Genomic DNA, 26,640 nt, shown 5'->3' on the forward strand with positions numbered 1-26,640 from the left:
TAACGGAGCCCGATGGAACTCTTCGAACTGGTGATCGGGCTGCTGATCGGGGCAGCTTTGCTGACGACCCTCTCGACGCGGGTGGGCGCGCCCTACCCCGTGGTGCTCGCGGTCGCCGGGGCCGCTCTCGCTTTGCTGCCGACCGAGAAGATCTCGGCGCGGCTTGATCCGGACCTCGCTTTGGCGTTGTTCGTCGCGCCGGTTCTGCTGAACGCAGCCTTCGATACGTCGCCCCGCGATCTCAAGGCCAATTGGGCGCCGGTGTTCAGCCTCGTGATGTTCTGCGTCGTCGTCACGGTCGCGGCCGTTGCGGTGGTGGCCCGCTGGTTGGTGCCCGATATGCCGTGGGCGGTCGCCATCGCGCTTGGAGCGATCGTGGCGCCGCCGGACGCCACCGCCGCCACCTCGATCCTGCGCCTCATCGCGCCGCCCCATCGCATGATGGTGATCCTCGAGGGCGAAAGCCTGCTCAACGACGCAAGTGCGCTGCTGATCTACCGTTTTGCGGTAGGGGCGGCGTTGGGCGCGTCGGTCACGCCGTTCCAGGCTATTCCCGCGCTCCTGTTTTCAGCGGGCGGCGGCGTCCTGCTCGGCATCGCCCTTGGCTGGTTGTTTCCGTTCCTGACGCGACGCGTCGAGGACATCCCGGTTCATGTGTCAGTGCAATTTGCCGGCACTTTCGCGGTGTGGATCGTGGCCGAGACGATCGGGGTCTCGCCCATCCTCACCGTCGTGGCCTATGCGATCATGCTGTCCCAGGTCACAGCCCGCGACCAGACGGCCGGAAACCGACGCGCTTCCTTCGCAGTCTGGGATGTCGCGATCTATGTGTTAAACGCGCTCGCGTTCATTCTCGTGGGCTTACAGCTTCACCCCATTCTTCGCGACGTGAGCGGCAAGGTCGGGCTCTATGCCGGCTTTTCGGCTGCCGTCCTCGCGACCGTGATTCTGGCGCGAATCGGCTGGGTCATGATCTACAATCGCGGCCTGACGCTCCGTCGCCACCTTGCGGCTCGCGGCGAGGGCGACGTCGTTGAAGCGCCGTCGCTGAAAGCCAGCATCGCGGTTTCCTGGTGCGGGATGCGCGGCGTCGTCACGCTGGCGACGGCGCTCGCGCTTCCTTACGGCGATGGTGCTCAGGGTGGCTTTCCCTATCGCGATCTTCTCATCACGGCGGCTTTTGCGGTGGTGCTCGGCACGCTGGTGATCCAGGGCCTGACGCTCGGGCCGATGCTGCGCTGGTTCGATTTGGCGGATGACGGCGAGAGCGATCGCGAGGAGAAAATTGCGCGGCGCGAGACGGCACGGTCCGCTTTCGCATTGCTGAAGACCAAGAGCGAGAGCGAGGCTGACTTGCTCCGGCGCGAATATGCGGTGCGGATGCAGGAGCAGACGACCGATCACAGGGTCGATGCGGAGGTGATCGGCGGGCTGCGGATGGAGGCGATCGCGGCCGAACGCGGCGCGCTCGATCGTCTGCGCCGCAATCGCACCATCGGGGATGATACCTATCGCACCATCGAGGAAGAACTCGATTGGGCCGAGGGGCATGCGTTGCGCGCAAGGACGCGCTTGCCGAGTTGGGTCCGCTGGACAAAGGTGCCGCCGACGACAAAGTCTGAGGAGACATCAGTGCCCATCCTGGTTCGCGACGCCACCGACCATGACCTCCCCGCGATCCTGGCGATCCATAACGACGCGATCCTGAACGGCACCGCGATCTGGTCGACGCAGCCGGTCGATCTCGATAATAGACGCGCCGTGATCGAGGACCGCCGGTCCAAATCCTACCCGTTCCTGATCGCCGACCGGGACGGCGAGGTCGCGGGCTATGCCTCCTTCGGTGACTTTCGCCCGCACGACGGCTTTTTCAAAACCGTCGAACACTCGATCTATATCCATCAGGATCACCAGCGCGCCGGCGTCGGCTCGCTTCTCATGCCACCGTTGATCGCGGCGGCACGCGCCGGCGGCAAACACGTCATGGTGGGCGGCATCGATGCCACTAACGCGGCTTCACTGGCCTTCCACGCTCGCTACGGCTTCGTCGAGACCGGGCGTATGCCGGCGGTGGGTTTCAAATTCGGCCGCTATCTCGATCTTGTCTGGATGCAAAAGATATTGGATGACGCCTGAGGCAGTTGCCGCTTGGTCCGCCGAAATCGACGCGTCAGGGGACGCTATTGCGCGGCATCCAACCACGGCTCTGCACGCCATGATGAGCGGAGACGCGTCAGATCCTGCAGCGGCGGCGCGCCGAACATCCTCCGATAGTCGCGGCTGAACTGGGACGGACTCTCGTAGCCGACCGCGTGCCCGGCATGGGCGGCATCGCCCGCTTGGTTCAGCATCAGGCGACGCGCCTCGTGCAAGCGGAGGTGCTTTTGATATTGCAGCGGACTGAGGCCGGTGACCGTCTTGAAATGCTGGTTCAGGGACGATTGACTCATGCCGGTCGCAGAGGCCACGGCCTGCAACGAAAACGGCTGACGATACGTGCGCTTGAGATACGTGATGGCCTTGCTCACGCGTTGCATCGCGCTGCCAGCCGATAAGATGGCGAGTAAGCCTCCCGAGCCCGGAGATTGAAGAACGCGATACAAGAATTCGCGCTCCGTCGATCGCGCGAGAACAGCCGCGTCGCGTGGCGCATCGAGCAGGCGAACCAGTCGTGTGGCAGCCTCGACGATCTCGGGCGTGGCCTCTCCGAGCGTCACGGCCGAGCGAGGCGGGTCGTTGCTTCGACCGTCCAAGCCGCTTTCGTCCATCGTCGTCCCGAGCAGGCCAAGATCGAGATCGAGGCGCAGGCAGAGATAAGGGCTCGTCACGCTCGCCTCGGTCACCTGGCCGATCACAGGAGCGTCCAACGACACGGCGAGAAGCTGTCCGCGACCATAGTGGAAAATCTCGCGTCCCAGCATGACGTGCTTGCGGCCCTGAGCCACGAGACAGAGGGCCGGCGTGTGGAGAGCTTGGATCGGCTCGGTCGGCCTGCTGCTGCGGATGAGATGCAGACGCGGCACGATGGACGCGACACTGCCGTCGGCGACGACGTGCCGGGCGATCGCAGCCGCAAACGCATGGGAGGGACGGTCGTCGATCACGGCACTCCGATCGGGCAAGACTGATGACAACGCGAGCTCAACCCGCGGCTTGTTTCGGGAGATCGTGCAAGGAGGGTGTGAGACTCGTCTACCGCACGAGAGCGTCCCGCGTCCATCTTTCCGTGTGGCGGGACGTAGCCCGCATGGATCACGGGAAGAGACGATGTCAAATTTGAGCGGCAAGGTCGTTGCGATCACGGGCGCGAGCAGCGGAATTGGGGAAGCAGCGGCGCGGTATCTCGCGGCGTCCGGTGCGCGATTGGTGATAGGCGCGCGGCGAACGGATCGGCTGGAGCATCTGGCCGCCACGATCGCGTCGCAGGGTGGGGACATCCGGTTCGCGGCGCTCGATGTGACGCGCAGATCCGACCTGGAAGCCTTTGTCGGGCTGGCGCTCTCGGCCTATGGACGCCTGGATGTGCTGGTCAACAACGCAGGCGTGATGCCGCTGTCGCCGCTCGATGCCTTGAAGGTCGACGAGTGGGACCGCATGATCGACGTCAATATCAAAGGCGTTCTCTATGGCATCGCGGCCGCGCTTCCCGTGATGAAGCAGCAGGGTTTCGGGCAGATCGTAATGTGTCCTCGATCGGCGGCCATCGCGTCAGCCCGACGGCGGCAGTCTATTGTGCTACCAAATACGCCGTGCGCGCGATCTCGGACGGGCTCCGACAGGAGAATGATCGCATCCGCGTGACCGTCATCTCGCCAGGCGTCACCACGTCCGACCTCGCCGATACGATTTCCGACCCGGTCGCACGCGAGACCATGAAAAGCTTTCGGGCCATCGCGATCGGGCCGGAGGCGATCGCCCGAGCCATCGCTTATGCGGTGGAGCAACCCGACGATGTCGACGTGAGCGAGATCGTGGTGCGCCCGACCGCGAGCCCCCATTGATGGATCAACATCGCTTCAGCGGCCTCTGGATCACGGACGACGGCTCGATCCGGCACGAGCTTCTGCCGAACGGCCGGTCCGTCGAGGCACGGGCACGCGTGAGCGCGCCTATGAAGGCCGCTTCGTCGTGAAGGGCCAGCATATCGAGTATTGGGACGACTCGGGATTTACCGCCGACGGCACCTTCATCGACGGCGTTCTGCACCACGCCGGCATGGTGCTGAGGCGCATCGATCCGCAAGGGCGTTAGCGGGCTCGGGCTATTCCTTCAGCAGTCGCTCGAGGTTCGCCAGCGTGTCGGCCTCGGCGGTCGGCTTATCCCAGCGAATGCGATTGACGCGCGGAAATCGCATCGCCACGCCGGACTTGTGACGTGACGATCGGTTGAGGCCCTCAAAGGCGATCTCCAGCACCAAACCGCCGGTCATCCCATGCGCCACCTCGCGCACGGGGCCGAACCGGCCGGTCGTGTTGGTCCGCACATAGCGGTCGAGCTTGGTGAGTTCCTGGTCGGTGAAGCCCGAATAAGCCTTCCCGACCGGCACCAGTTCAGGCCCGGCCGCGCCGTCGCGCCACACCCCGAACGTGTAATCCGAATAGAAGGACGCGCGCTTGCCATGCCCGCGCTGAGCATACATCAGCACCGCATCGACGTTGAACGGCTCGCGCTTCCATTTGTACCAGAGCCCCTTTGGCCGACCCGGCACATAGGGACTGTCGAGACGCTTCAGCATCAGCCCCTCGATCGCATCGGCGGCCTCGCCCGCGCCGGCGCTTGCCGGATCGAGACGAATCGCGGCGAGATGGGCCCAGTCGCTGAACCTCACGAGCGGCGATAGATCGATAACGGTCAGCCCGGCGCGCTGCACGAACGCGTCGAGCCGTTCGCGTCTCTCCGCAAAGGCGAGTGGCCGCAAATCCTCGCCATTGTCGAACAGCAGATCGTAAACCCGCAGATGGATCGGATAATCGGCCATTAGCTTCGGCGTCACGGCTTTGCGGTTCAGCCGCTGCTGCAAGGTGCCGAAGGATTCCACATGGCCCTCGCGAACGACCAGCAATTCGCCATCGAGCGCCACGCTACCGAGACCACCCGCCAGCAAGGCATCCGCCAAATCTGGGAATGCGCCTGAAATAACCTCGCCCGTGCGGGAGAACAGCCGCACGACGGATCGACCACCCGTCTCGACGCCGGTCACGGCCTGGACGCGGATCCCATCCCATTTCCATTCGGCCGAAAAGGCGGCGGGATCGAGCTGCGCGACGTCGCGTTCCTCCAACGCATGGGCCAGCATCGGTGTGCGGAACGGAGCCGGATCGGTCGCATCGGGTCGCGGACCCTGCCCACTCACCCAAGCGAACAGCGCCTCGTAGGGAGGCGCCATGCCGTGCCAGACTTCCTCGATCTCGTCCGGCTCGAACCCACCCAGCATCGCGACGGCGGTCTTGGCGAGGCGCGCCGACACGCCGATCCGCAGCGACCCTGTGATCAGCTTCAGCAATGCCCAGCGGCCGATCTCGTCGAGACTATCGAGCCAGGCCGCGAGTTGTTTCGGAAGCGCGACGCGGCCCGTCGTGGCCAGCACCCGCACGACGTCGGAGAGCAATGGCGCTGACGCGATCGGCCCCGTCTGCGGCCACATCAGCGCGACCGTCTCGGAGAGATCACCGACGTAATCATAGGAGAGGCCGAACAGGGTCGGGTCGGTCCGCTCGGCCGCCAGCGTGCGGATCAGCGCCGGCTTGGCGTTGGTGAAACTGAGGCTGCTGGTCAGCGCCGCCAGCGCGAAGCCACGCTCGGGATCGGGCGTCACGCGAAAATAGGCTTCCATCAGGCGCAGCTTGCCGTTGCGGGACGGCTCGAATGACAGACGGTCCAGAAGGCGGGAAAAGTCCTTCATGCGGCGGCGGGCGGGTCGATCGGCTCGTCGTCAGCCTCGTCGCCATAGCCGATCATATGCAGCGGCTGGGCGTCGAGACCTCTCGCTGTCGCCCAATAAACGAGCGCATCGGCCTCCCCATGCGTGACCCAGAGCTCGCTGCATCCCGTCTCGATCACGGTGGCGCAGAGTTCGTCCCAATCGGCATGGTCCGAGATGATCAGCGGCAGTTCCACGCCGCTCTGGCGCGCCCGAGCGCGAACCCGCATCCATCCGGAGGCCGCGACCGTCATCGGATCGGGAAATTTCTGCGCCCAAACATCTTTGATGGCACCGGGCGGGCACAGCACGATCTGCCCTGCCAAACTCTTTCGCTCGGCCGGCACGACGCGTCTGACGTCGCCGAGGTCGATGCCTAAGGATCGATACAGATCGGTCAGACGCTCCAACGCACCGTGAATGTGGATCGGTCGATCGTCCCCGGCTTGGCGCAACAGCGCCATCACACGCTGCGCCTTGCCAAGCGCATAGGCGCCGACAATATGGGTCCGCTCTGGAAAGAGGGATTGCGAGGCCAGCAACCGGACGACCTCGCCGGCCGCATCCGGATGACGAAAGACCGGCAGCCCGAAGGTCGCTTCCGTGATGAAAGCATGGCAGCGGAGCGGCTCGAACGGCAGGCAGGTCGGATCGGATGCCCGTTTATAGTCGCCCGAGACCACCACTCGAAATCCGGCCTGAATGATCGAAATCTGTGCCGAGCCCAACACATGGCCAGCCGGATGAAACGACACCTCGACGCCGCCGACCGTCTGGATCACCCCGAGTTCCGCGCTCTGTCGCGTTCCGGTGAAATCCTCGCCATAGCGGGTTGCCATGATCGCGAGCGTTTCGGGCGTCGCCATCACGGCGCCATGGCCGGCACGGGCGTGATCACTATGACCGTGCGTGATCAGGGCGCGCTCGACCGGGCGCACCGGATCGACAAAAAAATCGCCGGCCGGACAGTAAAGTCCAGCCGGCGTCAGCGTGAGAACGTCACTCGCGCTCATTTTAGAAAGTTGATCTCAGTCGTTGCAGACAAGCGTCTTTTTCGGATGCGTGACCCCGTCCGGACGCGACACACGCCGCGTCACGAACACGCAATCCTCATCGTCCGGTCCGTAAGCTTTCACCACCTTGATCGAATGGCCGATCGTGAGGGGCCGAAACGAAATCTGACCGAGCACGGGAGCGGCCGCCAAGGGAGCGCCGACGAAACATACCATGAGCAAAAGCCCAAGGCGCTTCATCGATTGTGATGTGCCAAGTCGTTCCATCGGTTCAACTCCCCTTGCTCGATGCCAAATCTGACCTGTTAGTCGCAGACGCGCACGCGGCGACGACCAATGACTTCGCCATACTCGTCATAGACGGGCTGACGGGTGAAGTAGCAGCCGCCGCCGTAAACCGGCTGGGGCGGCGGGGGCGCGTAGCCGTAAGCCGGCGCGCCATAACCATAACCGCTGTTTGATGCAGCCGAACCGGCAATGGCGCCAAGCGCCAAGCCGCCGATCACACCAGCCGCAATGGCGCCACCGTCACGAGCGGACGCCGGTACAGTGCTCACGCCGACTGCGCCGACCATGGTCAAAGCAGCGAGGCTGCCTGCGAAAATCTTCTTTTGGAACGAAGTCATAGCTCTCTCCTCTGCCTGTTCCCTGCGTCTAACAACGACTGCACAACGCTTTTGTTGCAAAGCTCTCGCCTGGTCGGACTTGCGGACTGCAAGACGCACAACCTTCGACGCTTCGCGGAACGGTCAGCGATGCTTCTAACTGATTGAAGATGAACGTAGGATATCGGCGCAAATAAATTCCGTTCTGCCGCTCCATCGCGGACTGTCGCTTCGATTGGGGTTAACACCAGCTTACGACGCAAGCGGATGCGTCCTCTCCGAAATGGTCGATCGCGTTTGAAACCTTCCTCCCAATCCTCTGGCGATCTTCTGGCCGATCGCCGGTTCGCTTATGCCGAAACTCTTCTGGCCGAAGGCGACGCGGAAGCCGCCGCCGATCTGCTCAAGCAAACGCTCGAACGCGTCCCGGCTTGGGTTCCGGCCTGGATGATGCTGGCCCATGCCGAGGAGCGGCGAGGCCGCCTCGAGGCAGCCACTGGGGCATTTCGCCAAGCCGCAACTCTCGATCCGTCGGGCATCTTCGGCGCGACGCTCCATCTCGCGCGACTGCATGGAGGAACGATCGAGGCCGATCTGTCGGATGCCTACGTGACAGCTCTCTTCGACGATTATGCGCCCCGGTTCGAGCGCCACCTGATCGACACGCTGGGCTACGACGGACCGGCCCTGATCCTCGCAGCTCTCGACCAAACGGCCGCGAGCCGTCGGTTTTCCGCCGCGCTCGATCTTGGCTGTGGCAGCGGGCTGATGGGCAGGACGATCCGGCCTCGCGTCGATCTCGTCGATGGCCTCGATCTCTCGCCCGCCATGGTGGCGCTCGCGACGGCGACCGGAGCTTACCGGCAGGTGGTGGCTGAAAGCGTGGAGGCCGGCCTGCGGCGGCGGGCTGCGGGAAGCTACGATCTCGTTTTGGCCGCTGACGTCTTTGTCTACGTCGGCGCGCTCGACCGCGTCGTCGCGGACATCGCCCGCGTTTTGACCGGTGGCGGCCTGCTGGCGTTCAGCATCGAGGAAAGCCACGGCGACGCAATCAGGCTCAACGACAGCCTGCGCTACGCCCATTCCCGTGTCTATGTGGCCGACGTGTTGGCCGGCGCCGGCCTAGCGCTTGACACGATGCAGGCGGCGGCGATCCGCCGCGAGCATGGTGTCGGATCGCCGGGGCTCGTCGTCGTGGCGCATAAAGACTAATTAGAGAGGGTGCTCGACCGCCCTGCCCCCGTTACGCGCCTGCCACAACGCTTCCTTGCTTGGTTCGAGGCGCGCCAATGGTCGCCGCGGCCCCATCAGTTGCGGTTGCTCGCGGAAGCGGAAGCCGGGCGCAGCGCGCTGCTGATCGCCCCGACCGGCGCCGGCAAGACGCTGGCGGGATTTCTCCCAAGCCTCGTCGATCTCGCGTCAGCGCCGCAGGATCGGCCCGCGAGCTTGCATACGCTCTACATCTCGCCGTTGAAGGCGCTATCGGTCGATGTCGCGCGCAATGTAGAAATTCCGGTCGCCGAGATGGGCCTTGGGATTCGCGTCGAAACGCGGACGGGGGACACGTCCGCCAGCAAGCGCCAGCGGCAGCGTCGCGACCCACCCGATATCCTGCTGACGACGCCCGAACAGATCGCGCTGCTGCTCGCCACCGCAGACGCAGGTCCGTTGTTCAAGCCACTCCGCCGCATCGTGCTGGACGAGGTGCATGCGTTGGTGACCTCGAAACGCGGCGATCTACTCTCGTTGGGGCTGGCGCGGCTGCGGGCGCTCGCCCCAACCGTTCAGGTCATCGGCCTGTCGGCGACGGTGCGCGAGCCTGACGAGCTGCGACGGTATATTTCGGGCCGAGACGCAGAGGCGACCGCCCTCGTGATCGCCCCCGAAGGCGCCAAGGCCGAGATCGACATGCTCGATACGCGGGAGCGGCTGCCTTGGGCCGGGCATGGGGCACGCCATGCCATTCCCGAAATCTATACGGCGATTCGCGCCGCCAAGATGGCTCTGCTGTTCGTCAACACACGCTTTCAGGCCGAGCAATTGTTCTTCGACCTGTGGCAGGTCAACACCGATAATCTGCCGATCGCGCTCCACCACGGTTCGCTGGATGTTGGCCAGCGCCGACGTGTCGAAGAGGCGATGTCGGCCGGTCGCATCAAGGCCGTGGTCTGCACCTCGACGCTCGATCTCGGCATCGATTGGGGCGATGTCGACCTCGTGGTCAATATCGGCGCGCCCAAGGGATCGAGCCGCCTGACGCAGCGAATCGGCCGGGCCAACCATCGGCTCGACGAGCCCTCCCGCGCGCTGCTGATCCCGGCCAACCGGTTCGAAGTTCTGGAATGCCGGGCCGCGATCGAGGCCGCAGCGGCTGGCGTGCAGGATACGCCAGTGCCGCGCATCGGCGCACTCGATGTCCTCTCCCAGCATCTTCTCGGCATGGCCTGCAGCGAGCCGTTCGAGGCCGACGCGCTCTATGCCGAAGTGCGCGCGGCAGCGCCCTATGCTGGACTATCGCGTCAGGATTTCGACGACTGTCTGTCCTTCGTGGCAACCGGCGGCTACGCGCTCAAAGCTTACGAACGTTTCGCCAAAATCCGCCAGACGACGGACGGCCGATGGCGGGTCAGCAACGGCCGTATCGCGCAGACCTATCGCATGAACGTCGGCACGATCGTCGAAGCCACCATGTTGAAGGTGCGGCTAGTGCGCGGCAACCGAAAGCCGTCGGTCGACGCCGGGGCTTCGACGACCGGCCCGGTCGGACGAGGCGGACGTGTGCTCGGCGAGATCGAGGATGGGTTCCTCGAGACCCTAGTGGCGGGCGACACATTTTTGTTTGCCGGCGAAATTCTGGCCCTGCACTCGATCGTCGAGAACGAGGCGCTGGTGACACGGTCTGCCAGCGATACACCGAAGATTCCCTCCTATGCCGGCGGCAAATTCCCGCTCTCGACCTATTTGGCCAAGGGCGTGCGGGAGTTGCTGTCGAACCCCGACCATTGGGCGGCCCTGCCCCCACAGGTGGCCGATTGGCTGCGGTTGCAGCAGGTGAAATCGACCCTTCCGCCTGCCAGCTCGCTGCTGGTCGAGACGTTTCGGCGCGGCGGCCGCTATTATCTGATCGCCTATCCGTTCGAGGGGCGGCTTGCGCATCAGACGCTCGGCATGCTGCTGACCCGCCGCATGGAACGCGCGCGACTGCAACCACTCGGCTTCGTGGCCAATGATTATGCCATCGCGGTCTGGTGCAACGTCGATCTCGGGGCACGAATCGGACATGGCCTTGTATCGCTGGACGACCTCTTCGCGCAGGACATGCTGGGCGACGATCTCGAGGGCTGGCTCCAGGAATCGGCGCTGATGAAGCGGACGTTCCGGCAATGCGCCATCATCGCCGGGCTGATCGAGCGGCGTTTTCCTGGCCGCGAAAAGACCGGGCGCCAGATGACGGTCTCGACCGATCTCGTCTACGATGTGCTGCGGCGCTATGAGCCGGATCACGTGCTGCTGCGCGCCGCGCGCGACGATGCGGCAACCGGACTCCTCGACCTCGCCCGGCTCGGTCAATTATTGTCGCGCATCGAGGGGCGAATCATCCATAAGAACCTCGCGCGGATCTCGCCTTTGGCGGTACCGATCATGCTCGAGATCGGGCGGGAGCCGGTCTACGGCGAAGCGCAGGATGCCATTCTGGCCGAGGCGGCCGAGTTTTTGGTGGAGGAAGCCTCTGGTGCGGACGACGGCGATGCCCTTCCGGGCCACAGACCCGGACCCGATCGTCCGATCCCCGGTGCCTCTGCCCGCCCTCGCGGGTGGCGTGGCTACTAACAGGAGCCGCTCGATCCACACGCATATCGACGTTGCCGGCATGCATCTGCTGGCCGATGCCGCGGGCGCGTTGCTGGCCGAGAACGATCGCGTCTTGCTGGTGGCCGACCTCCATTTAGAGAAAGGCTCCTCGCTGGCGCGACGCGGCATGCTGCTGCCGCCTTATGATACGGCGGCCACGTTGCACCGGCTCGGCACGTTGATCGCGCGCTATGCGCCGCGTCGCGTGGTGGCGCTCGGCGACAGTTTTCATGATCGCCGTGCGACGGAGCGGCTATCGATCGCCGACCGAGAGACGCTTGCGGCGCTTCAGGCGGGGCGGGATTGGCTTTGGATCGCCGGCAACCACGACCCCGAGCCGCCAGCCGGTCTCTGGGGAGAGATCGCCACGGAATGGCAGTTCGGCCCCCTGCTTCTACGCCATGAGCCGCAAGCCGGGATGGCAACCGGCGAGATCGCGGGCCATCTTCATCCCGCCGCCATCGTGGCCGGACGCGGCGGAACAGTCCGGCGGCGGTGCTTCGTGTCGGACGGGAGCCGTTGCGTCATGCCGGCCTTCGGCGCCTATGCGGGCGGCTTGAACCTGCACGACAAAGCCTTCACGGCCCTCTTCGCGCGCGGCCCGCGCATCGCACATGCGCTCGGCCGCGACCGCGTCTATCCGGTGCCGGAGCATCGCTGCCTGCCGGAAGGCTGACGCCCCGAGAGGCTCACGCTGCCGGGATGCGGCGGTTGATGATCGTCATGGCATTGGTGAGAATCTCAAGGGTGGACTCGGCCGCCGACGACACCTGCATCAGACGATCGCTCAAGCCATTGAAGTGATGGCTCCCGGTCAGCGCCGCCAATTCATAGGTGGTGTCGCGCACGGACTCCAAGACATCGCGCCGACCCGGCCCCGGCAGAAACTCGTCGTCGGCCAATTGCATCATCTCGCAAAGGACGAGATCGCCAGACGGGTCCGTGCTCCGCAACATGCTGCACTGCGCCGCGATCAGCACGCTGCTTCCGTCGCTCTTCAACAAGCGCGTGTGGATCGAATAGGCTTTTTGCGTGAGGAGAAAGCCATCGAACAAGTCTGAGGCCCGCAACAGGTCCTCCCGAGTCAGCCAGTCTTCCCAGCTTTGGCCGATTGTGTCGCCTCGCGTGCGGCCCAGCATGTCGAGGTGGACGTCATTGGCGTATAAAATCTTTTTGCCCAGCGTCGAAATGGTGAAAGCCGAGCGCTCACGAAAACCTGCAAGGTCGAGCATAAGTTGTGATCCGATTTGATTACAACTTACAATAGTTCATTCTGGTGACGGTGCAATCGGCGCGATAGATTTCACGCGGCAAAGAGGCACGATGCTCGGTCAGAAAGCCGTGCGGGATCGCATGGCCGCCGCCAGGGTTCCTTCATCGAGGTAGTCGAGTTCCCCACCGACCGGGACGCCATGCGCCAGTCGGGTCACCTTGAGATCGAGGTGAGCCAAAAGGTCGGTCACGTAATGGGCCGTGGTTTGACCATCCACGGTTGCGTTCACGGCCAGGATGATCTCGGATAGTCCCGCACCCGACACGCGATCGACAAGGCCAGCGAGGTTGAGATCGTCCGGCCCGACACCGTCGAGCGGCGATAGCACCCCCCCGAGCACATGGTAACGGCCGCGCACGACGGCGGCGCGTTCGAGCGCCCAAAGGTCGGCCACCGTCTCGACCACCACCACCGTGGTCGTGTCGCGCCGCACATCACAGCAGATCGTACACGGATCGATCGTGTCGATGTTGCCACAAGCCGAACAGGTCACGATGCGCTCGCGCGCGAGCGCCATCGCGTCCGCCAGCGGGCCGAGCAGGTCCTCGCGCTTCCGCATCAGATGTAAGGCGGCGCGACGGGCCGAGCGCGGCCCGAGCCCCGGCAGACGAGCCAGGAGCTGGATCAGGCGCTCGATCTCGGGCCCGGCGACACGATCGGCCATTCTGAAAAGCCGCTTAGAACGGCAGCTTCATGCCGGGCGGCAGGGGAATGCCCGCCGTCACAGCCTTCATCCGCTCTTCGGCGACCCGCTCGGCCTTGCGGCGCGCATCGTCGCTGGCCGTCACGATCAGATCCTCGAGGATTTCACGCTCGTCTTCCTTCATCAGCGAGGGATCGATCGTGATGCTCTTCATCTGGCCCTTGGCGGTCAGCACGAGCCTGACGAGGCCGCCTCCCGACACGCCTTCGACCTGCAACTGTTCGAGTTCGGCCTGGACTTCGCCCAGACGCGCCTGCATGGCCTGCGCCTGTTTCATCAAACCCATCACGTCCTTCATGACCCGCTCCTGCTGCGACACCCCAGAATCATCATCGATTCTAGAGGTCGTCCTCGCTCAATCCATCATCCGGGTCGCCCGCATTGGGGTCCCCCGCATCTGCGTAACCCACTTCGTCGTCGCCCATCACCGGCACCGTCGGTTCGGGTGGCGGCAGATCCGGCTTCATGTCGGTCACATCGACGATGCGGCTCCCGGGAAACAGTTCCATGATCCGGCTGACCACGGGATGCGCTTCCAGAGATTTGCGCCGCGACGCGGTCTCGGCATCCGCCAATTCGCGCAAGGTCGCACCGCCGCCATCGCGTGCGACCGCCACCATCCAACGAATGCCGGTCCACTCGTTGAGCCGACGCATCACATGGGCCGCGAGCTGTGGAGACGCGCCCGGAACCGTCTCGAACTCGATACTGCCCGGCTCGAAACGAACGATGCGAACATCCTTCTCGAGCGCCATCTTCAGCTGAATGTCACGATTGGCAATCGCCAGAGCCACGACATCCTGCAGTGTCTGCGGGAGAACAGGCGGCGACGCAGGCGCGGCCTGCGGAGCGAGGCTCGCCTGAGGCGGGCTGGCCACCAGTGCGGCCTGCGGCACGGATTGCGGCAGGGCCCCGCCAGAACCAAGCCGACGCAACCCGCCAACCGGTGGCTCCCCGGATGAAACCCCCGAAGGCGCGGTCACGCTTGCAACGACGGCTTGTGGCGCGGCACCACCAGCCTGAGCGGCGGACAGCCGCCGGATGACGTCATCCGGCGTCGGCAGATCGGCCGCATAGGCGAGGCGCACCAGCACCATATCGGCGGCCGCCAGCGGTCTCGGCGCATCCTTCACGTCGGCCAAACCCTTGGCCAGCATCTGCCACGCGCGCGTCAGCACCGGCAAGCTGAGCTTGCCAGCGAAATCGAGCCCGCGAGCGCGCTCCTCGCCAGTCAACGATGAGTCCTTGGCTGCATCGGGCACGAGCTTCAGGCGCGTCACGAGATGGACGAAGTCAGCCAGCGCCGCCAGCATCCCGCCGGGGTCGGCGCCTTCGTCATAGAGCGCCTTCATCCCATCGAGAGCGGTCGCGATGTCCCCCTTCATCACAGCCTCGAACAGATCGATGATGCGGGCCCGATCGGCGAGACCGAGCATCACCCGGATCGCGGCCGGGTCGATCGCTCCGTTCGCTCCCCCGCCGCCATGGGCAATGGCTTGGTCGAGCAACGACAGTGCGTCGCGGACGGAGCCCTCGGCCGCACGAGCGATCAGGGCCAAGGCCTCCGGATCGATGCGGACGTCCTCCTTAGCGCAGATGCCGGCCAGATGGCCGATCATGTCGGGCGCCTCGACGCGGCGGAGGTCGAACCGCTGACAGCGCGACCTCACCGTGATCGGCACCTTGTCGATCTCGGTCGTGGCGAACAGAAATTTCACATGTTCGGGCGGCTCCTCAAGCGTCTTCAGCAGCCCATTGAAGGCCGCCTTGGACAGCATGTGAACCTCGTCGATGATGTAGACTTTGGTCCGCGCCATGACAGGGCGATAGCGCGCGCCGTCGATCAATTCGCGGATATCGTCGATGCCGGTATGCGAGGCCGCGTCCATCTCGATCACGTCGACGTGGCGCGATTCGATGATGGCCTGACAATGTGTGCCGAGCGCCGGCATGACGATGCTTGGCGCATCGAGAGCGGGCCGATCCGCGGACGCCGGTAAATGGTAGTTCAAAGCTCGCGCCATGATGCGGGCCGTCGTGGTCTTGCCGACGCCGCGCACGCCACAGAGCAGATAGGCCTGATGGATCCGGTTGAGATCGAAGGCGTTAGACAGGGTTCTGACCATCGCGCTTTGCCCGATCAGATCGTCAAAGCTGGACGGGCGATATTTGCGGGCGAGAACGCGATACGGCGTCGTCGGGACCGGCGCAGGACGGTCGGAGACGATGCCGGACAGCATTGCGGATGCGGGTGGCACGTCGCTCATGATCGTCTCGAAAAAGGGGCCGGCACACGATGGCCAGCGGCCCGGGGCGGCAGACGACCTGTCGCGCCAACGCGACGAAAAGCCGAAGTAGGAGGCTGGACGGAAACCCGCTCGGTCTCGTTAGGGCTGCTTCCTTCCGGACCTGACCCGGTTGGCGAGTGAAACGTCAACCGCCAACCTCCCAAGCGCTATTTGGACCATCGAGCCGCGTTCCGCAAGATGGGCCTGGTGCTTCTGCACGACAAGGGATCACCGGTTCGGCCAATCCAGACGAATGATTTCGCTTCGCGAAAAATCGCCGTAGGAAGGGTGCAACACCCGCCTCCGACGGAATCCGACATGACCGACAGCATCAGGACCACGGCCGCCTTCGGCGCGTCGCTGGGCTTTATCGACAATCCTCTCGACCGGATGTCCGGCCGGCGCGACAATCCCGAGGAGGTCGCGTCTTTCCGCGCCGCTCCGCAGACCGTCAGCCTTGTCCTGGCCGGCGACAGCGTCGTGCTCGGGCACCAGGACTCGCCGTGGTTCGGCCTCGCGGTCGCCGAAGCCATGGGCTCGGTCCAACACAGCACGTTCTTGGGCGAGCGGAACGGCCAAGCCTATTTCGCCACCGCCCTCATGCCCGACGCGGCCGAACACCTCGCCGAGCGGAGCGACGTCCAGATCATCGATCTCCGGTCGATCGCGACGCGAGGCTTGGTGTCGAATGACGATCTCGGCGCGCTGGCGCAAGCCAAGGCCGTAACGCACTGGCATCGCCAGCATCGGTTCTGCTCAAATTGCGGAACGCCAACGGAGGTGGCCGGGGCCGGATGGCGGCGCGAATGCCCCGCCTGCGGCACGCATCACTTTCCGCGCACCGACCCGGTCGTCATCATGCTGGCGGTCGATGGCGAACGTTGCCTGCTGGGGCGGCAGGCGCGCTTTCCGGAGCGGATGTATTCCTGCCTCGCTGGTTTTCTCGAACCCGGTGAAACCTTCGAGGACGCGGTGCGGCGGGAACTTCACGAAGAGGCCGGGATCACCACCGGCTACGTCGCCTATCTCGGCTCGCAGCCCTGGCCGTTTCCCGCCTCGATCATGCTGGGCTGCGTCGCACAGGCGATCGAAACCGACATCACGATCGACACCACCGAGCTCGAGGATGCGCGCTGGTTTACGCGCGAGGAGACGCGCGCCTTGCTGGAGGGACGCCACGAGGGCGGCCTGACCTGCCCGCCTCCCATGGCGATCGCGCATCACATCATGCGGGCTTGGGCGATCGAAGGCATCGCCCCGCGCGCGCCGTCCGTCTGAGCCCACTCGCTACGCTTCCGGGTGTCCCTGGCTCACAAGCCGAAACGGGTGCGCCGGATAGGTCCCGAGGATGCGGACCTCACGCGAGAAGAACGACAGTTCCTCGAGCGCCCGCCGCACCGCCGGATCATCCGGATGGCCGTCGACGTCGGACAGAAATTGCGTGGCCGTGAACTCGCCCTCGACCATGTAGCTTTCGAGCTTCGTCATATTGACCGCATTTGTCGCGAAGCCGCCGAGCGCCTTGTAGAGCGCGGCCGGCACGTTGCGGACGCGGAACACGAAAGTGGTGACGACCGGACCATTGCCGGCCGGGGCGACGACCGCGGTCTTCGACAGGATCACGAAGCGCGTCGTATTGTGAGCCTCGTCCTCGACGTCGCTCGCGAGGGTGTCGAGGCCATAGATCTCGGCGGCGAGGCGCGGCGCGAGGGACGCGCGGGTCGGGTCCTTCGCTTCGGCGACCTCACGCGCCGAACCGGCCGTGTCGCCCGCCACATGAGCCGAGAGCCCGAGCTTGCGGATGATCTTGCGGCATTGGCCGAGCGCATGGATGTGGCTGTGCACGCTCCGCAACCCCTCCAAGGTCGCACCCTTGAGGCCCAACAATTGGAAGTGGATCGGCAGAAAATACTCGCCGACGATATGCAGGTTGGAGCCCGGCATCAGCGCGTGAATATCGGCGACCCGGCCCGCGATCGAATTCTCGATCGGGATCATGGCCAGATCGGCACGCCCCTCCGTCACAGCCGTAAAGGCATCCTCGAAGGTGGCGCAAGGAAGCGGCGTCCAGCCTGGATAGACATCCGCGCAAGCGATGTGGGAATTGGCGCCGGGTTCCCCCTGGTAGGCGATGGTCCGGGACGTCACGTCGGTTCGTTCCTCATTCCTAGGGGTGCGCCGCCATGATGATGCGGGCGCGTTCGAGATCGGCCGGCGTGTCGATGCCGAGTGGCACGGTGTCGATCACGGCGACATCGATCCGCATCCCGGCCTCGAGAGCCCGCAATTGCTCAAGCTTCTCGCGCAATTCGAGGCTCGATGGCCGCAAGGCGACGAAGCGGCGTAGCGCTTTTCGCCGGTAGGCGTAAAGGCCGATATGGTGCAGCAGCGGCCCAGGCCCGAACGGCGCCGTGACGCGCGTGAAATACAAAGCCCGCAGCAATCCGGGCCCAATCGGGCTTCCGACCACCTTCACGACGTTCGGATCGTCGCGCTCTTCCTCACGCACGATGACGGCGGCCAGCGTCGCGATATCGACCGCAGGGTCGTCGAGCGGCCGCAGTGCGGCCCGAATCGCATCGGCCTCGATGCTCGGTAGATCGCCCTGCACATTGACCACGATATCGTAGTGACGCTCCGCATCGAACCGCTCGACCGCCTCGTGGATGCGATCCGATCCGGCCGGATGATCCGAGCGTGTGAGCACGACCTCGCCGCCCACGGATCGAACCGCCTCGGCGACTCGGTCATCATCCGTCGCAACCACGACGGGGCCGATATCGGCCTCCCGGCCGCGTCGCCAGACATGCACGATCATGGGCTCGCCACCGATATCGGCGAGCGGTTTCCCGGGAAGGCGCGACGAGCCCATTCGGGCCGGGATCAACACGATGGGGTTCGACATGGTGCGGCTCGCATGGGCGTCGGGGCCTTGGAACATGATCGCATCCCACATGTCGACCATCTTCTGCCCGTCCCCTTGCTTGCCACAGACCCACGACGGCCACGCGTCGAGCGGCAAAAAGTAGCGTGACGACCCCATCAAACGGGTTGCCAAGCTCACGGCAAAAAACGTAATCACAAATTGTCGCAGTCGGCCAACGCCTGCCACAGGTCTACCTGCAACCGGGTCCGCGTCGTGGCCTGGATCAGGTCCGCCACACGAGGAGCGCATCGACTATGGATTCATTCGAATTCAACAAGATTGCCGGAGCGATCTTGGGAACGTTGATGCTCACCATGGCGCTGGGATTATTCTCCGGCTTCATCTTCGCGCCGAATGCGCCGGCCAAGCCGGGTTACGACTTGCCGATGGCCGTCGCCGAGGAAGCCGCTCCGGCCGCAGCGGATGCGCCGGCCGTGCCGCTCCCGGTGTTGCTCGCCAAGGCTGACGTTCACAAAGGCGAGACCTTCGCCAAAGTGTGCGGCGCCTGCCACAACTTCCCCAAAGGCGCGGGTGCCAAGATCGGGCCGCCGCTCTGGGACGTTGTCGGACGCCCCGTCGCCTCGGTGGTAAATTTCGACTATTCCGACGCGCTGAAGAAGAAGGGTGGCAACTGGACCCTGGCGGACATCAACCAGTTCATCACCAACCCGAAAGCCTATGCGCCCGGCACCAAGATGGGCTTCGCCGGCGAAGCCAATCCCGAAAAGCGAGCCGACATCGTCGATTATCTCCATACGTTGAGCGACAGCCCGCAGCCGCTTCCGGCGCCCTGACGCTCAACATCCTCTGCGAATGCGATACCATAGCAGGGTCGACGACCCTGCTGTTTCGATTCGGGATGGCTTGATCGGCAGACGTGAGCCGTGCATGAGGCCGGAAAAGCGACACAATCCGGATCGCACATCCGCCTGTGACGCTCTTGGTACCACGCCGCTTCAAGGAGAACCGATGTCGCAAAACGGGCCGATGATGCCAGGAATGACGCGCCGCGCCGCTTTGGCGTTGGGCGGAACGTTGGCGGCCGCGACAGGTTTGCGGAGCCTGCCTTGGGCCGGCTCATCAGTGGCCCAGGCGGCCGACGGTGAAACGGAACAACATGGCCTCTCGATCTTCGGCGAACTCGGTCTGCCGGCGGACTTCAAGTCCTTCGCCTATGTCGACCCGAACGCCCCGAAGGGCGGCAGCATCTCGCTGCAGGTCAATGCGACCGGCGGCAACCAGAATTTCGACACCTTCGACACGCTGAACATCTACATCCTGCGCGGTAATGGCGCGGCCGGCATGGGCGCGATTTTCGACACGTTGATGACCGGCAGTCTCGACGAACCGGATGCGCTCTACGGGCTCGTGGCCCGCACGGTGCGATGGTCGGCCGACCGCCTGACCTATCGATTTGTGCTGCGACCCGAAGCGAGGTTCCACGACGGCTCGAAACTGACAGCGGCCGATGTGGCGTTTTCGCTTAACCTGCTGAAAACCAAAGGCCACCCGGTCATTCGGTCGACGCTGCGTAATCTCGAGGCTGCCGAGGCTGAGGGCGACGATGTCGTCATGGTGCGTCTCAATGCAGCGCATAGCCGCGAATTGCCGCTGATCGTCGCCGGTCAACCGATCTTCTCCAAGGCATTCTACACGACCCATTCGTTCGAGGACCCGACGCTCGATCCGCCGCTCGGTTCGGGCGCCTATACGGTCGGAGCCTTCGAGCAAGGCCGGCACATCAACTTCGATCGGGTCAAGGATTACTGGGCCAAGGACCTGCCCGTGAATGTCGGCCAGAATAACTTCGATACGATCCGCTATGAATATTTTCGCGAGCGGCAGATCGCATTCGAGGCGTTTAAATCCGGCGTCTTCACGTTCCGCGAGGACGCAACCTCGATCATCTGGGCACAGGGCTATGATTTTCCGGCCGCCAAAGATGGCCGCGTCAAACGGGAGACGATCCCGGACCAGGGACCGCGCGGCGCCCAAGGCTGGTTCCTGAACACCCGTCGCGACAAATTCAAGAACCCAAAAATCCGCGAGGCACTCGGTCTCTGCTTCGATTTTAACTGGACCAACCAGAACATCATGTTCGGCCTCTACCAGCGGACCTGGTCCTACTTTCAGAACACGCCGATGGCCGCGACCGGTAAGCCCGGCCCAGACGAACTGGCGCTGCTCGACCCGCTGCGCGACAGGCTGTCGCCCGACGTGTTCAAGGATGCCTATATGCCGCCGACCTCGGATGGCTCGGGCCAGGACCGTGCGTTGCTCGGGCGGGCCTTCAAAATGCTGCAGGAGGCCGGCTGCAAGCGAGACGGCTCCATCCTCAAGCTCCCCGATGGACAACCCTTCACGATCGAGTTTCTCGACTATAGCCAGGCGCTGGAGCGGCACACGGCTCCGTTCATCAAGAATCTGCGGCTGCTGGGCATCGAGGCCACGTTCCGCCTCGTCGATACGGCCCAATTCCAGAGCCGCACCCAGACATTCGATTTCGACGTGGTGACGCGCAATAACGGCGCCAGCTTCACACCGGGGGAAGGGCTGCGGGTCGTCTACGGGTCGGACGCCGCCAAGACGCCGGGATCGCTCAATCTGACCGGCATCGCCGATCCGGTCGTCGATCTTCTGATCGACAAGGCGCTTGTGGCTGCAACCCGCCCAGAGCTCGAGACCATCTGCCGATCGCTGGATCGCGTCCTTCGCGCCGGGCACTATTGGGTGCCGATGTGGAACCTGCCGGCGCATTGGCTCGCCTATTGGGACATCTACGACCGGCCGAAACAGCCGCCGAAATATGATCCCGGCGTGCTCTCGACCTGGTGGGTCGATCCGGCCAAGGCCGCTCGCGTCAAGCTGCCGGGCTGAGCGCCGACGATGCTGGCCTATATCGCACGGCGGCTCCTGCTGATGATCCCGACCATCTTCGGGATCATGCTGATTTCCTTTATCGTGGTGCAGTTCGCGCCCGGCGGCCCCGTCGAGCGCATCATCGCGCAACTGCAAGGGTTCGACTCCGGCGGCAGTGCGCGGCTCGGGGGCGGCCAGGATGTGGGCGCCGCGAGTTCGTCGCAGACCGTGGGGGGTGGCGAGAGCGGCGGAAAATATCGCGGCTCCCAGGGCCTCGATCCCAAGTTCATCAAGGACCTCGAAGTCCAGTTCGGCTTCGACAAGCCGGTCTATGAGCGCTTCTGGATCATGATCCGGAATTACGCGACCTTCGATTTCGGCCAGAGCTATTTCGGCCACGCCTCGGTCATGCAGCTCATTCGCGAGAAGCTGCCTGTTTCGATCTCGCTCGGACTGTGGATGACACTCCTGTCCTATGCGATCTCGATCCCGCTGGGCATTTCGAAGGCCGTGCGGGATGGATCGCGCTTCGATGTCTGGACCTCGGCCGTCATCACGGTCGGTTATGCGCTGCCGAGCTTCCTGTTCGCCGTGCTGCTCATCATCCTGTTCGCGGGTGGGTCTTTCTACGACCTGTTTCCGTTGCGCGGCCTCACGTCGGACAATTGGGCCGACCTCTCCTGGCCACACAAGACCATGGATTATCTCTGGCACATCACGCTGCCGGTCACCGCCATGACGATCGGCTCTTTCGCGACCGCGACCTTCCTGACCAAGAATTCGTTTCTTGAGGAAATCCGTAAGCAATATGTCCAAACCGCGCGGATGAAGGGTCTTAGCGAGCGCCGCGTGCTCTACGGACACGTGTTCCGCAACGCCATGATGATCGTGGTGGCGGGGTTCCCGGGCGCGTTCGTCAGCGCCTTTTTTACCGGCTCGTTGTTGATCGAGAGCATCTTCTCGCTCGATGGGCTTGGGCTTCTATCCTACGATTCCATCCTCAACCGAGACTATCCGGTGGTGTTCGCCACGCTGTATATCTTCGCGTTGCTCGGGCTCTTCGTGAACCTGATTTCCGACCTCACCTATGCGTGGATCGATCCCCGCATCGATTTTGAAACCCGTGAGGTCTGACGTGAGCGCCTCCTTCGACGCGACCCTCGACCCCGCCGCCTCGACGCGAGCGCATGCGCCGACGCTCCCCAGCAAGGGCTGGCTGAAGCTCTCGCCCATCAACCGGCGTCGGCTCGACAACTTCCGTGGCAATCGGCGCGGCTATTGGTCCCTGGTCGTCTTCATGGTCATCTTCATCCTGTCGCTGTTTGCGGAATTTATCGCCAACGACCGACCGATCCTTGCGGTCTACAAGGGCGAGGTGCTGATGCCGATCTTCCAGACCTATCCGGAGGAGAAGTTTGGCGGCTTCCTGGCGCAGACGGATTATCGCGACCCAACCATCGCGGACGAAATCCAGGCCCATGGCTGGATGGTGTGGCCGCCGATCCGCTACGCCGACAACACCCACAACCTGTCCCCGCCGACCGCCGTCCCCTCGCCGCCGACCTGGCTCCTGAGCGACGCGCAATGCCGCGCCGCGATCGAGCGTCAGCACGGCACACCGCCGGCGACCTCGCCATGCCGGGCGCTGGAGACGAACTGGCTCGGTACGGACGACCAGAGCCGCGACGTGCTGGCCCGGCTGATCTACGGGTTTCGGATCTCCATCCTGTTCGGCCTGCTTCTGGCCGGCATCTCCTCGGTGATCGGCATCGCGGCCGGGGCGATCCAGGGCTATTTCGGTGGTTGGGTCGATCTCATCTTCCAGCGCTTCATCGAGATCTGGTCCTCGTTGCCTCATCTCTATCTGCTCATCATCATCTCGGCCGTGCTGACGCCGGGCTTTTTCGTGCTGCTCGGCATCCTGCTGTTGTTCTCCTGGGTGAACCTCGTTCACGTGGTGCGGGCCGAGTTTCTGCGCGCCCGCAACTTCGAATATGTGACGGCAGCGCGGGCGCTCGGTCTCTCCGACCGCAAGATCATGCTGAAACACCTGCTGCCGAACGCCATGGTGGCGACGCTGACGTTCCTGCCTTTTGTGCTGAACGGCTCGATCACGACGTTGACGTCGCTCGACTTCCTCGGCTTCGGCCTGCCGCCCGGTTCGCCGTCGCTGGGCGAACTGCTGCTGCAAGGCAAGTCCTACACGCAGGCGCCATGGCTCGGCCTGACGGGCTTCTTCACCATTGCGATCATGCTGTCGCTGCTGATCTTCATCGGCGAGGCCGTGCGCGACGCTTTCGATCCGCGAAAGACCTTCCGGTGATTGACGGTTATGCCGCGTGATTGAACCCCTCCTCGACGTCCGCAATCTATCGATCGGCTTTCGGCAGGGCGGGCGCACGACGCAAGCGGTCGACGGGATCTCGTTTTCGCTCCAGGCCGGGCGGACGCTTGCGCTCGTCGGTGAGTCCGGCTCCGGCAAATCGGTCACGGCTTTGTCGATCGCGCGACTACACGGCGCCTCGGCCGCCGAAATCTCCGGCGAGATCCTGTTCGAGGGCAAAGACCTCCGCACGGCCTCCGAAAGCGAGATGCGCGCGGTGCGCGGGCAGGACATCACCATGGTGTTCCAGGAACCCATGACGTCGCTGAACCCGCTCCATACGATCGAGCGTCAGGTCGGCGAAATTTTGGAGCTGCACGGCGCACGTGGCGCGGCCAAGATCCGCGAGCGGGTCGTGGCGTTGCTGCAGGATGTCGGTATTCCCGATCCGGCAAGCCGCCTGACCGCTTTTCCGCATCAATTATCCGGCGGTCAGCGGCAGCGCGTCATGATCGCCATGGCGCTCGCCAATCGCCCGAAACTGTTCATCGCGGATGAGCCGACCACCGCGCTCGACGTCACGGTGCAGGCGCAGATCCTCGCCTTGTTGAAGGATCTTCAAGGCCGCCTCGGCATGGCGATGCTGTTCATCACGCATGATCTCGGCATTGTGCGCCGCATCGCCGACGATGTCGCCGTGATGCAGCAAGGCCGCATCGTGGAGGCTGGGCCGGTCGAGCAGGTGTTCCGCGACCCGCAGCACGCCTACACACGCATGTTGCTCGCGGCCGAGCCGAAAGGCGCTCCACCGCCGGTCGATCTCGCGGCCAAGACGGTCGTGTCGGCGGACGACATCAAGGTCTGGTTTCCGATCAAACGCGGCTTCCTCCGCAAAACCGTCGGCTACGTAAAAGCGGTCGACGGCATCTCGCTGACGATCCGCGAAGGCGAAACAGTCGGCGTCGTCGGCGAATCCGGCTCGGGCAAGACGACGCTCGGCCTCGCGATCCTGCGACTGATCCGGTCCGAGGGTCGGATCGCCTATCTCGGCTCTCGGATCGACGGGTTGGATCGCCAAGCCATGCGGCCGCTGCGACGGGACATTCAGGTGGTGTTCCAGGATCCCTACGGATCGCTGTCGCCGCGATTATCGGTCGCCGAAATCGTCGAGGAGGGTCTGCTGATCCAGAACAGCGCCCTCAGCTATGCGGCGCGACGCGATATCGTGGCGCAGGCACTGGCCGACACAGGTCTCGACCCCGCCTCCATGGATCGTTACCCGCATGAATTCTCTGGTGGCCAGCGCCAGCGCATCGCGATCGCGCGTGCCATGGTGCTGAATCCCAAATTCGTGGTGCTCGACGAGCCGACCTCGGCGCTTGATATGTCGGTCCAGGCGCAGATCGTCGATCTGCTGCGGGATTTGCAGCGCAAGCGCGGGCTCGCCTATCTGTTCATCAGCCACGATCTCAAGGTCGTCAGAGCTTTGGCGGCCGAGATCATCGTGATGCGTCAGGGCCGGATCGTCGAAGCTGGTCCCGCCGTGGACATCTTCCGCGACCCGCAAACGGACTATACCAAAGCGCTGTTCGCGGCCGCATTTCGCGTCGATGCCGCGCCCGTCGGCGTCGTTTCACAGGACAGCGGCGGGTGAAACGCGCCATCATCATCGTTCTGGACTCGGTCGGCTGCGGCAGCGCTCCCGACGCGGCCGACTATGGCGACGCAGGCGCGGACACGCTTGGCCATCTAGCGGAGGCCTGCGCGGTCGGGCGTGGCGACCGCAATGGTCTGCGGTCTGGACCGCTCACGCTACCGCATCTCTGCGCCCTCGGACTAGGATCGGCCGCCGAAGCGGCGACGGGCCGCCTGCCGCACGGCCTGACCCGTGCCGGGCCAGAGGCCTCCTGGGGCTATGGCATCGAACGCTCCGCCGGCAAGGACACGCCATCCGGCCATTGGGAAATCGCCGGGACGCCGGTCCCGTTCGCCTGGGGCTATTTCCCCCGGACGGAGCCATGCTTTCCCCCTGCGCTGATCACGAGCCTCATCGAGCAAGCCGGATTGCCTGGCAGCCTCGGCAATCGTCACGCGTCGGGGACGACCATTATCGAGGCTCTTGGGCTGGAGCACATCCGCACCGGCCGCCCCATTTGCTATACATCGATCGATAGCGTGTTTCAGATCGCGGCACATGAAGATGCATTCGGGCTCGAGCGGCTTTACGAGCTTTGCGGCATCGCGCGGCGCTTATGCGATCCGCTGACGATCGGCCGCGTCATCGCGAGGCCATTCCGGGGGACCGCGGCGAGCGACTTCCGCCGCACCGCGAACCGTCGCGATTTCGCGGTGCCGCCGCCACCCGGAACGATTTTCGCACGCGCCGATGCGGCGGGTCTTCCGATCGTCAGCATCGGCAAAACGGCCGACATCTTTGCTCATTCGCACACGGGCGAGGCCCGCAGAGGCAAGACGAACGACGACAACATCGATCTCGTGATCGACGCGCTTCGCTCGCAAGATAGTGGCTTGATCTTCGCCAATCTGGTCGATTTCGACAGCGACTATGGCCATCGGCGCGACAGTCCCGGCTATGCGGCCTGTCTCGAATCATTCGATGCGCGACTGCCCCACATCCTCGCGGCAGTTCGCTCCGACGATCTCTTGATCGTGACGGCGGACCACGGCAACGATCCGACGTGGGAGGGGACAGATCATACGCGAGAGGTGGTGCCGATCCTGTCTCGATCTGGCGCCTCTGGTACTCTGATGATTGGCCGACGCGACACGCTGGCCGATATTGGAGCCAGCGTGACGGTACATCTTGGCCTCGAGCCGACACCTTCGGGGCTGTCTTGGCTCTAAAGCTCTAAATTGA

General features: G+C 64.3%; 22 protein-coding genes, 1 other RNA gene and 2 pseudogenes. 13 read left to right on the forward strand and 12 right to left on the reverse strand.

From position 1 onward, the window contains the following. Window positions 1-12 precede the first annotated feature (12 nt). Window positions 13-2,136, forward strand: a complete 2,124-nt coding sequence (locus tag EY713_RS23410) for a GNAT family N-acetyltransferase (protein WP_281015365.1) — start codon at window positions 13-15, stop codon at window positions 2,134-2,136. A gap of 44 nt (window positions 2,137-2,180) precedes the next feature. Here EY713_RS23410 and EY713_RS21250 read toward each other — a convergent pair whose 3' ends face one another. Then, window positions 2,181-3,104: an AraC family transcriptional regulator gene (locus EY713_RS21250; protein ID WP_131118945.1), complete on the reverse strand. Its 924-nt coding sequence runs from the start codon at window positions 3,102-3,104 to the stop codon at window positions 2,181-2,183. Between the two features lie 163 nt (window positions 3,105-3,267). Between EY713_RS21250 and EY713_RS21255 the strand changes: the two are divergent. Together EY713_RS21255 and EY713_RS21260 are read left to right on the forward strand one after the other, a co-directional pair. Then, a pseudogene (locus EY713_RS21255) lies at window positions 3,268-4,001 on the forward strand (SDR family oxidoreductase). A gap of 14 nt (window positions 4,002-4,015) precedes the next feature. Beyond that, window positions 4,016-4,251: pseudogene (locus EY713_RS21260) on the forward strand (Atu4866 domain-containing protein); the annotation flags it as partial. 10 nt (window positions 4,252-4,261) lie between these two features. On the opposite strand, the gene EY713_RS21265 reads toward EY713_RS21260, so the two are convergent. The 4 genes from EY713_RS21265 to EY713_RS21280 are packed head-to-tail and all read right to left on the reverse strand — an operon-like array spanning window position 4,262 to window position 7,559. Continuing rightward, complete coding sequence (locus EY713_RS21265) at window positions 4,262-5,902, reverse strand: cisplatin damage response ATP-dependent DNA ligase (RefSeq protein ID WP_131118947.1); 1,641 nt, start codon at window positions 5,900-5,902, stop codon at window positions 4,262-4,264. Continuing rightward, window positions 5,899-6,933 carry a ligase-associated DNA damage response exonuclease gene (locus EY713_RS21270; protein WP_131118949.1) on the reverse strand — a complete coding sequence of 345 codons (1,035 nt, stop codon included), beginning with the start codon at window positions 6,931-6,933 and terminating at the stop codon, window positions 5,899-5,901. The genes EY713_RS21265 and EY713_RS21270 overlap by 4 nt, the downstream gene beginning before the upstream one ends. Window positions 6,934-6,948: 15 nt before the next feature. Then, a complete protein-coding gene (locus EY713_RS21275; protein ID WP_131118952.1) occupies window positions 6,949-7,200 on the reverse strand; it encodes a hypothetical protein in 252 nt (83 codons plus the stop codon). Window positions 7,201-7,238: 38 nt separating this feature from the next. Next, complete coding sequence (locus tag EY713_RS21280; protein WP_131118954.1) at window positions 7,239-7,559, reverse strand: hypothetical protein; 321 nt, start codon at window positions 7,557-7,559, stop codon at window positions 7,239-7,241. Window positions 7,560-7,835: 276 nt separating this feature from the next. Between EY713_RS21280 and EY713_RS21285 the strand changes: the two genes are divergently transcribed. Genes EY713_RS21285 through pdeM form a run of 3 tightly spaced genes read left to right on the forward strand, consistent with a single transcriptional unit; the run spans window position 7,836 to window position 12,066 of the window. Further along, window positions 7,836-8,750 (forward strand): class I SAM-dependent DNA methyltransferase, encoded by a 915-nt coding sequence (locus EY713_RS21285; protein WP_245572824.1) that lies wholly within the window; start codon window positions 7,836-7,838, stop codon window positions 8,748-8,750. Between the two features lie 9 nt (window positions 8,751-8,759). Continuing rightward, the gene (locus tag EY713_RS21290; protein WP_131118958.1) at window positions 8,760-11,369 is read left to right on the forward strand and encodes a ligase-associated DNA damage response DEXH box helicase; all 2,610 of its coding nucleotides are present in this window, start codon (window positions 8,760-8,762) and stop codon (window positions 11,367-11,369) included. After that, window positions 11,338-12,066 (forward strand): ligase-associated DNA damage response endonuclease PdeM, encoded by a 729-nt coding sequence (gene pdeM, locus EY713_RS21295; RefSeq protein WP_425374377.1) that lies wholly within the window; start codon window positions 11,338-11,340, stop codon window positions 12,064-12,066. Before EY713_RS21290 ends, pdeM begins: the two co-directional genes overlap by 32 nt. Window positions 12,067-12,079: 13 nt before the next feature. Here the strand turns inward: pdeM and EY713_RS21300 are convergent, their stop codons facing one another. The 5 genes from EY713_RS21300 to ffs form a co-directional block, all read right to left on the reverse strand. Beyond that, a complete protein-coding gene (locus tag EY713_RS21300) occupies window positions 12,080-12,622 on the reverse strand; it encodes a PAS domain-containing protein (RefSeq protein ID WP_131118962.1) in 543 nt (180 codons plus the stop codon). A gap of 99 nt (window positions 12,623-12,721) precedes the next feature. Next, on the reverse strand, window positions 12,722-13,327 hold the full coding sequence (recR, locus tag EY713_RS21305; protein ID WP_131118964.1) for a recombination mediator RecR: 606 nt from the start codon (window positions 13,325-13,327) through the stop codon (window positions 12,722-12,724). Between the two features lie 13 nt (window positions 13,328-13,340). Then, window positions 13,341-13,664 carry a YbaB/EbfC family nucleoid-associated protein gene (locus tag EY713_RS21310; protein ID WP_131118966.1) on the reverse strand — a complete coding sequence of 108 codons (324 nt, stop codon included), beginning with the start codon at window positions 13,662-13,664 and terminating at the stop codon, window positions 13,341-13,343. Window positions 13,665-13,704: 40 nt separating this feature from the next. Continuing rightward, window positions 13,705-15,633 carry a DNA polymerase III subunit gamma/tau gene (locus EY713_RS21315; RefSeq protein WP_425374327.1) on the reverse strand — a complete coding sequence of 643 codons (1,929 nt, stop codon included), beginning with the start codon at window positions 15,631-15,633 and terminating at the stop codon, window positions 13,705-13,707. Window positions 15,634-15,718: 85 nt separating this feature from the next. After that, window positions 15,719-15,817, reverse strand: an RNA gene (gene ffs, locus EY713_RS21320) — signal recognition particle sRNA small type. Window positions 15,818-15,972: 155 nt separating this feature from the next. Between ffs and nudC the strand changes: the two genes are divergently transcribed. Continuing rightward, the gene (nudC, locus tag EY713_RS21325) at window positions 15,973-16,932 is read left to right on the forward strand and encodes an NAD(+) diphosphatase (RefSeq protein ID WP_131118968.1); all 960 of its coding nucleotides are present in this window, start codon (window positions 15,973-15,975) and stop codon (window positions 16,930-16,932) included. Between the two features lie 9 nt (window positions 16,933-16,941). On the opposite strand, the gene EY713_RS21330 is transcribed toward nudC, so the two are convergent. Together EY713_RS21330 and EY713_RS21335 are read right to left on the reverse strand one after the other, a co-directional pair. After that, entirely contained in the window at window positions 16,942-17,802 is an 861-nt protein-coding gene (locus EY713_RS21330; RefSeq protein WP_131118970.1) for a prephenate dehydratase, read from the reverse strand. Between the two features lie 19 nt (window positions 17,803-17,821). Beyond that, the gene (locus tag EY713_RS21335; protein ID WP_131120065.1) at window positions 17,822-18,559 is read right to left on the reverse strand and encodes a 3-deoxy-manno-octulosonate cytidylyltransferase; all 738 of its coding nucleotides are present in this window, start codon (window positions 18,557-18,559) and stop codon (window positions 17,822-17,824) included. Window positions 18,560-18,834: 275 nt separating this feature from the next. Here EY713_RS21335 and EY713_RS21340 point away from each other — a divergent pair, with 275 nt between their 5' ends. The 6 genes from EY713_RS21340 to EY713_RS21365 all read left to right on the forward strand — a co-directional run bounded on the left by EY713_RS21340 (window position 18,835) and on the right by EY713_RS21365 (window position 26,627). Continuing rightward, the gene (locus EY713_RS21340) at window positions 18,835-19,374 is read left to right on the forward strand and encodes a c-type cytochrome (protein ID WP_131118972.1); all 540 of its coding nucleotides are present in this window, start codon (window positions 18,835-18,837) and stop codon (window positions 19,372-19,374) included. A 175-nt stretch (window positions 19,375-19,549) separates the two neighbouring features. Next, window positions 19,550-21,457, forward strand: coding sequence for an extracellular solute-binding protein (locus EY713_RS21345; RefSeq protein WP_245572825.1), 1,908 nt, complete (start codon window positions 19,550-19,552; stop codon window positions 21,455-21,457). A gap of 9 nt (window positions 21,458-21,466) precedes the next feature. After that, complete coding sequence (locus EY713_RS21350; protein ID WP_131118974.1) at window positions 21,467-22,573, forward strand: microcin C ABC transporter permease YejB; 1,107 nt, start codon at window positions 21,467-21,469, stop codon at window positions 22,571-22,573. 1 nt (window position 22,574) lies between these two features. Next, window positions 22,575-23,762, forward strand: coding sequence for an ABC transporter permease (locus tag EY713_RS21355; RefSeq protein ID WP_227401297.1), 1,188 nt, complete (start codon window positions 22,575-22,577; stop codon window positions 23,760-23,762). A 16-nt stretch (window positions 23,763-23,778) separates the two neighbouring features. Then, the gene (locus tag EY713_RS21360; protein WP_131118977.1) at window positions 23,779-25,416 is read left to right on the forward strand and encodes an ABC transporter ATP-binding protein; all 1,638 of its coding nucleotides are present in this window, start codon (window positions 23,779-23,781) and stop codon (window positions 25,414-25,416) included. Further along, window positions 25,413-26,627 carry a phosphopentomutase gene (locus tag EY713_RS21365; RefSeq protein WP_131118979.1) on the forward strand — a complete coding sequence of 405 codons (1,215 nt, stop codon included), beginning with the start codon at window positions 25,413-25,415 and terminating at the stop codon, window positions 26,625-26,627. The genes EY713_RS21360 and EY713_RS21365 overlap by 4 nt, the downstream gene beginning before the upstream one ends. Window positions 26,628-26,640 lie beyond the last annotated feature (13 nt).

The organism is Lichenihabitans psoromatis, from assembly GCF_004323635.1.
GTDB classification, from domain to species: domain Bacteria; phylum Pseudomonadota; class Alphaproteobacteria; order Rhizobiales; family Beijerinckiaceae; genus Lichenihabitans; species Lichenihabitans psoromatis.

Excerpts from the sequence above, each read along its gene's own strand:
- EY713_RS21350 (WP_131118974.1), top strand. The coding sequence starts at position 21,467 with ATGCTGGCCTATATCGCACGGCGGCTCCTGCTGATGATCCCGACCATC.
- EY713_RS21340 (WP_131118972.1), top strand. The coding sequence starts at position 18,835 with ATGGATTCATTCGAATTCAACAAGATTGCCGGAGCGATCTTGGGAACG.
- EY713_RS21315 (WP_425374327.1), bottom strand. The coding sequence starts at position 15,633 with ATGAGCGACGTGCCACCCGCATCCGCAATGCTGTCCGGCATCGTCTCC.
- nudC (WP_131118968.1), top strand. The coding sequence starts at position 15,973 with ATGACCGACAGCATCAGGACCACGGCCGCCTTCGGCGCGTCGCTGGGC.
- recR (WP_131118964.1), bottom strand. The coding sequence starts at position 13,327 with ATGGCCGATCGTGTCGCCGGGCCCGAGATCGAGCGCCTGATCCAGCTC.
- EY713_RS21275 (WP_131118952.1), bottom strand. The coding sequence starts at position 7,200 with ATGGAACGACTTGGCACATCACAATCGATGAAGCGCCTTGGGCTTTTG.
- EY713_RS21310 (WP_131118966.1), bottom strand. The coding sequence starts at position 13,664 with ATGAAGGACGTGATGGGTTTGATGAAACAGGCGCAGGCCATGCAGGCG.
- EY713_RS23410 (WP_281015365.1), top strand. The coding sequence starts at position 13 with ATGGAACTCTTCGAACTGGTGATCGGGCTGCTGATCGGGGCAGCTTTG.
- EY713_RS21345 (WP_245572825.1), top strand. The coding sequence starts at position 19,550 with ATGTCGCAAAACGGGCCGATGATGCCAGGAATGACGCGCCGCGCCGCT.
- EY713_RS21335 (WP_131120065.1), bottom strand. The coding sequence starts at position 18,559 with ATGTCGAACCCCATCGTGTTGATCCCGGCCCGAATGGGCTCGTCGCGC.
- EY713_RS21270 (WP_131118949.1), bottom strand. The coding sequence starts at position 6,933 with ATGAGCGCGAGTGACGTTCTCACGCTGACGCCGGCTGGACTTTACTGT.
- EY713_RS21300 (WP_131118962.1), bottom strand. The coding sequence starts at position 12,622 with ATGCTCGACCTTGCAGGTTTTCGTGAGCGCTCGGCTTTCACCATTTCG.
- EY713_RS21280 (WP_131118954.1), bottom strand. The coding sequence starts at position 7,559 with ATGACTTCGTTCCAAAAGAAGATTTTCGCAGGCAGCCTCGCTGCTTTG.
- EY713_RS21265 (WP_131118947.1), bottom strand. The coding sequence starts at position 5,902 with ATGAAGGACTTTTCCCGCCTTCTGGACCGTCTGTCATTCGAGCCGTCC.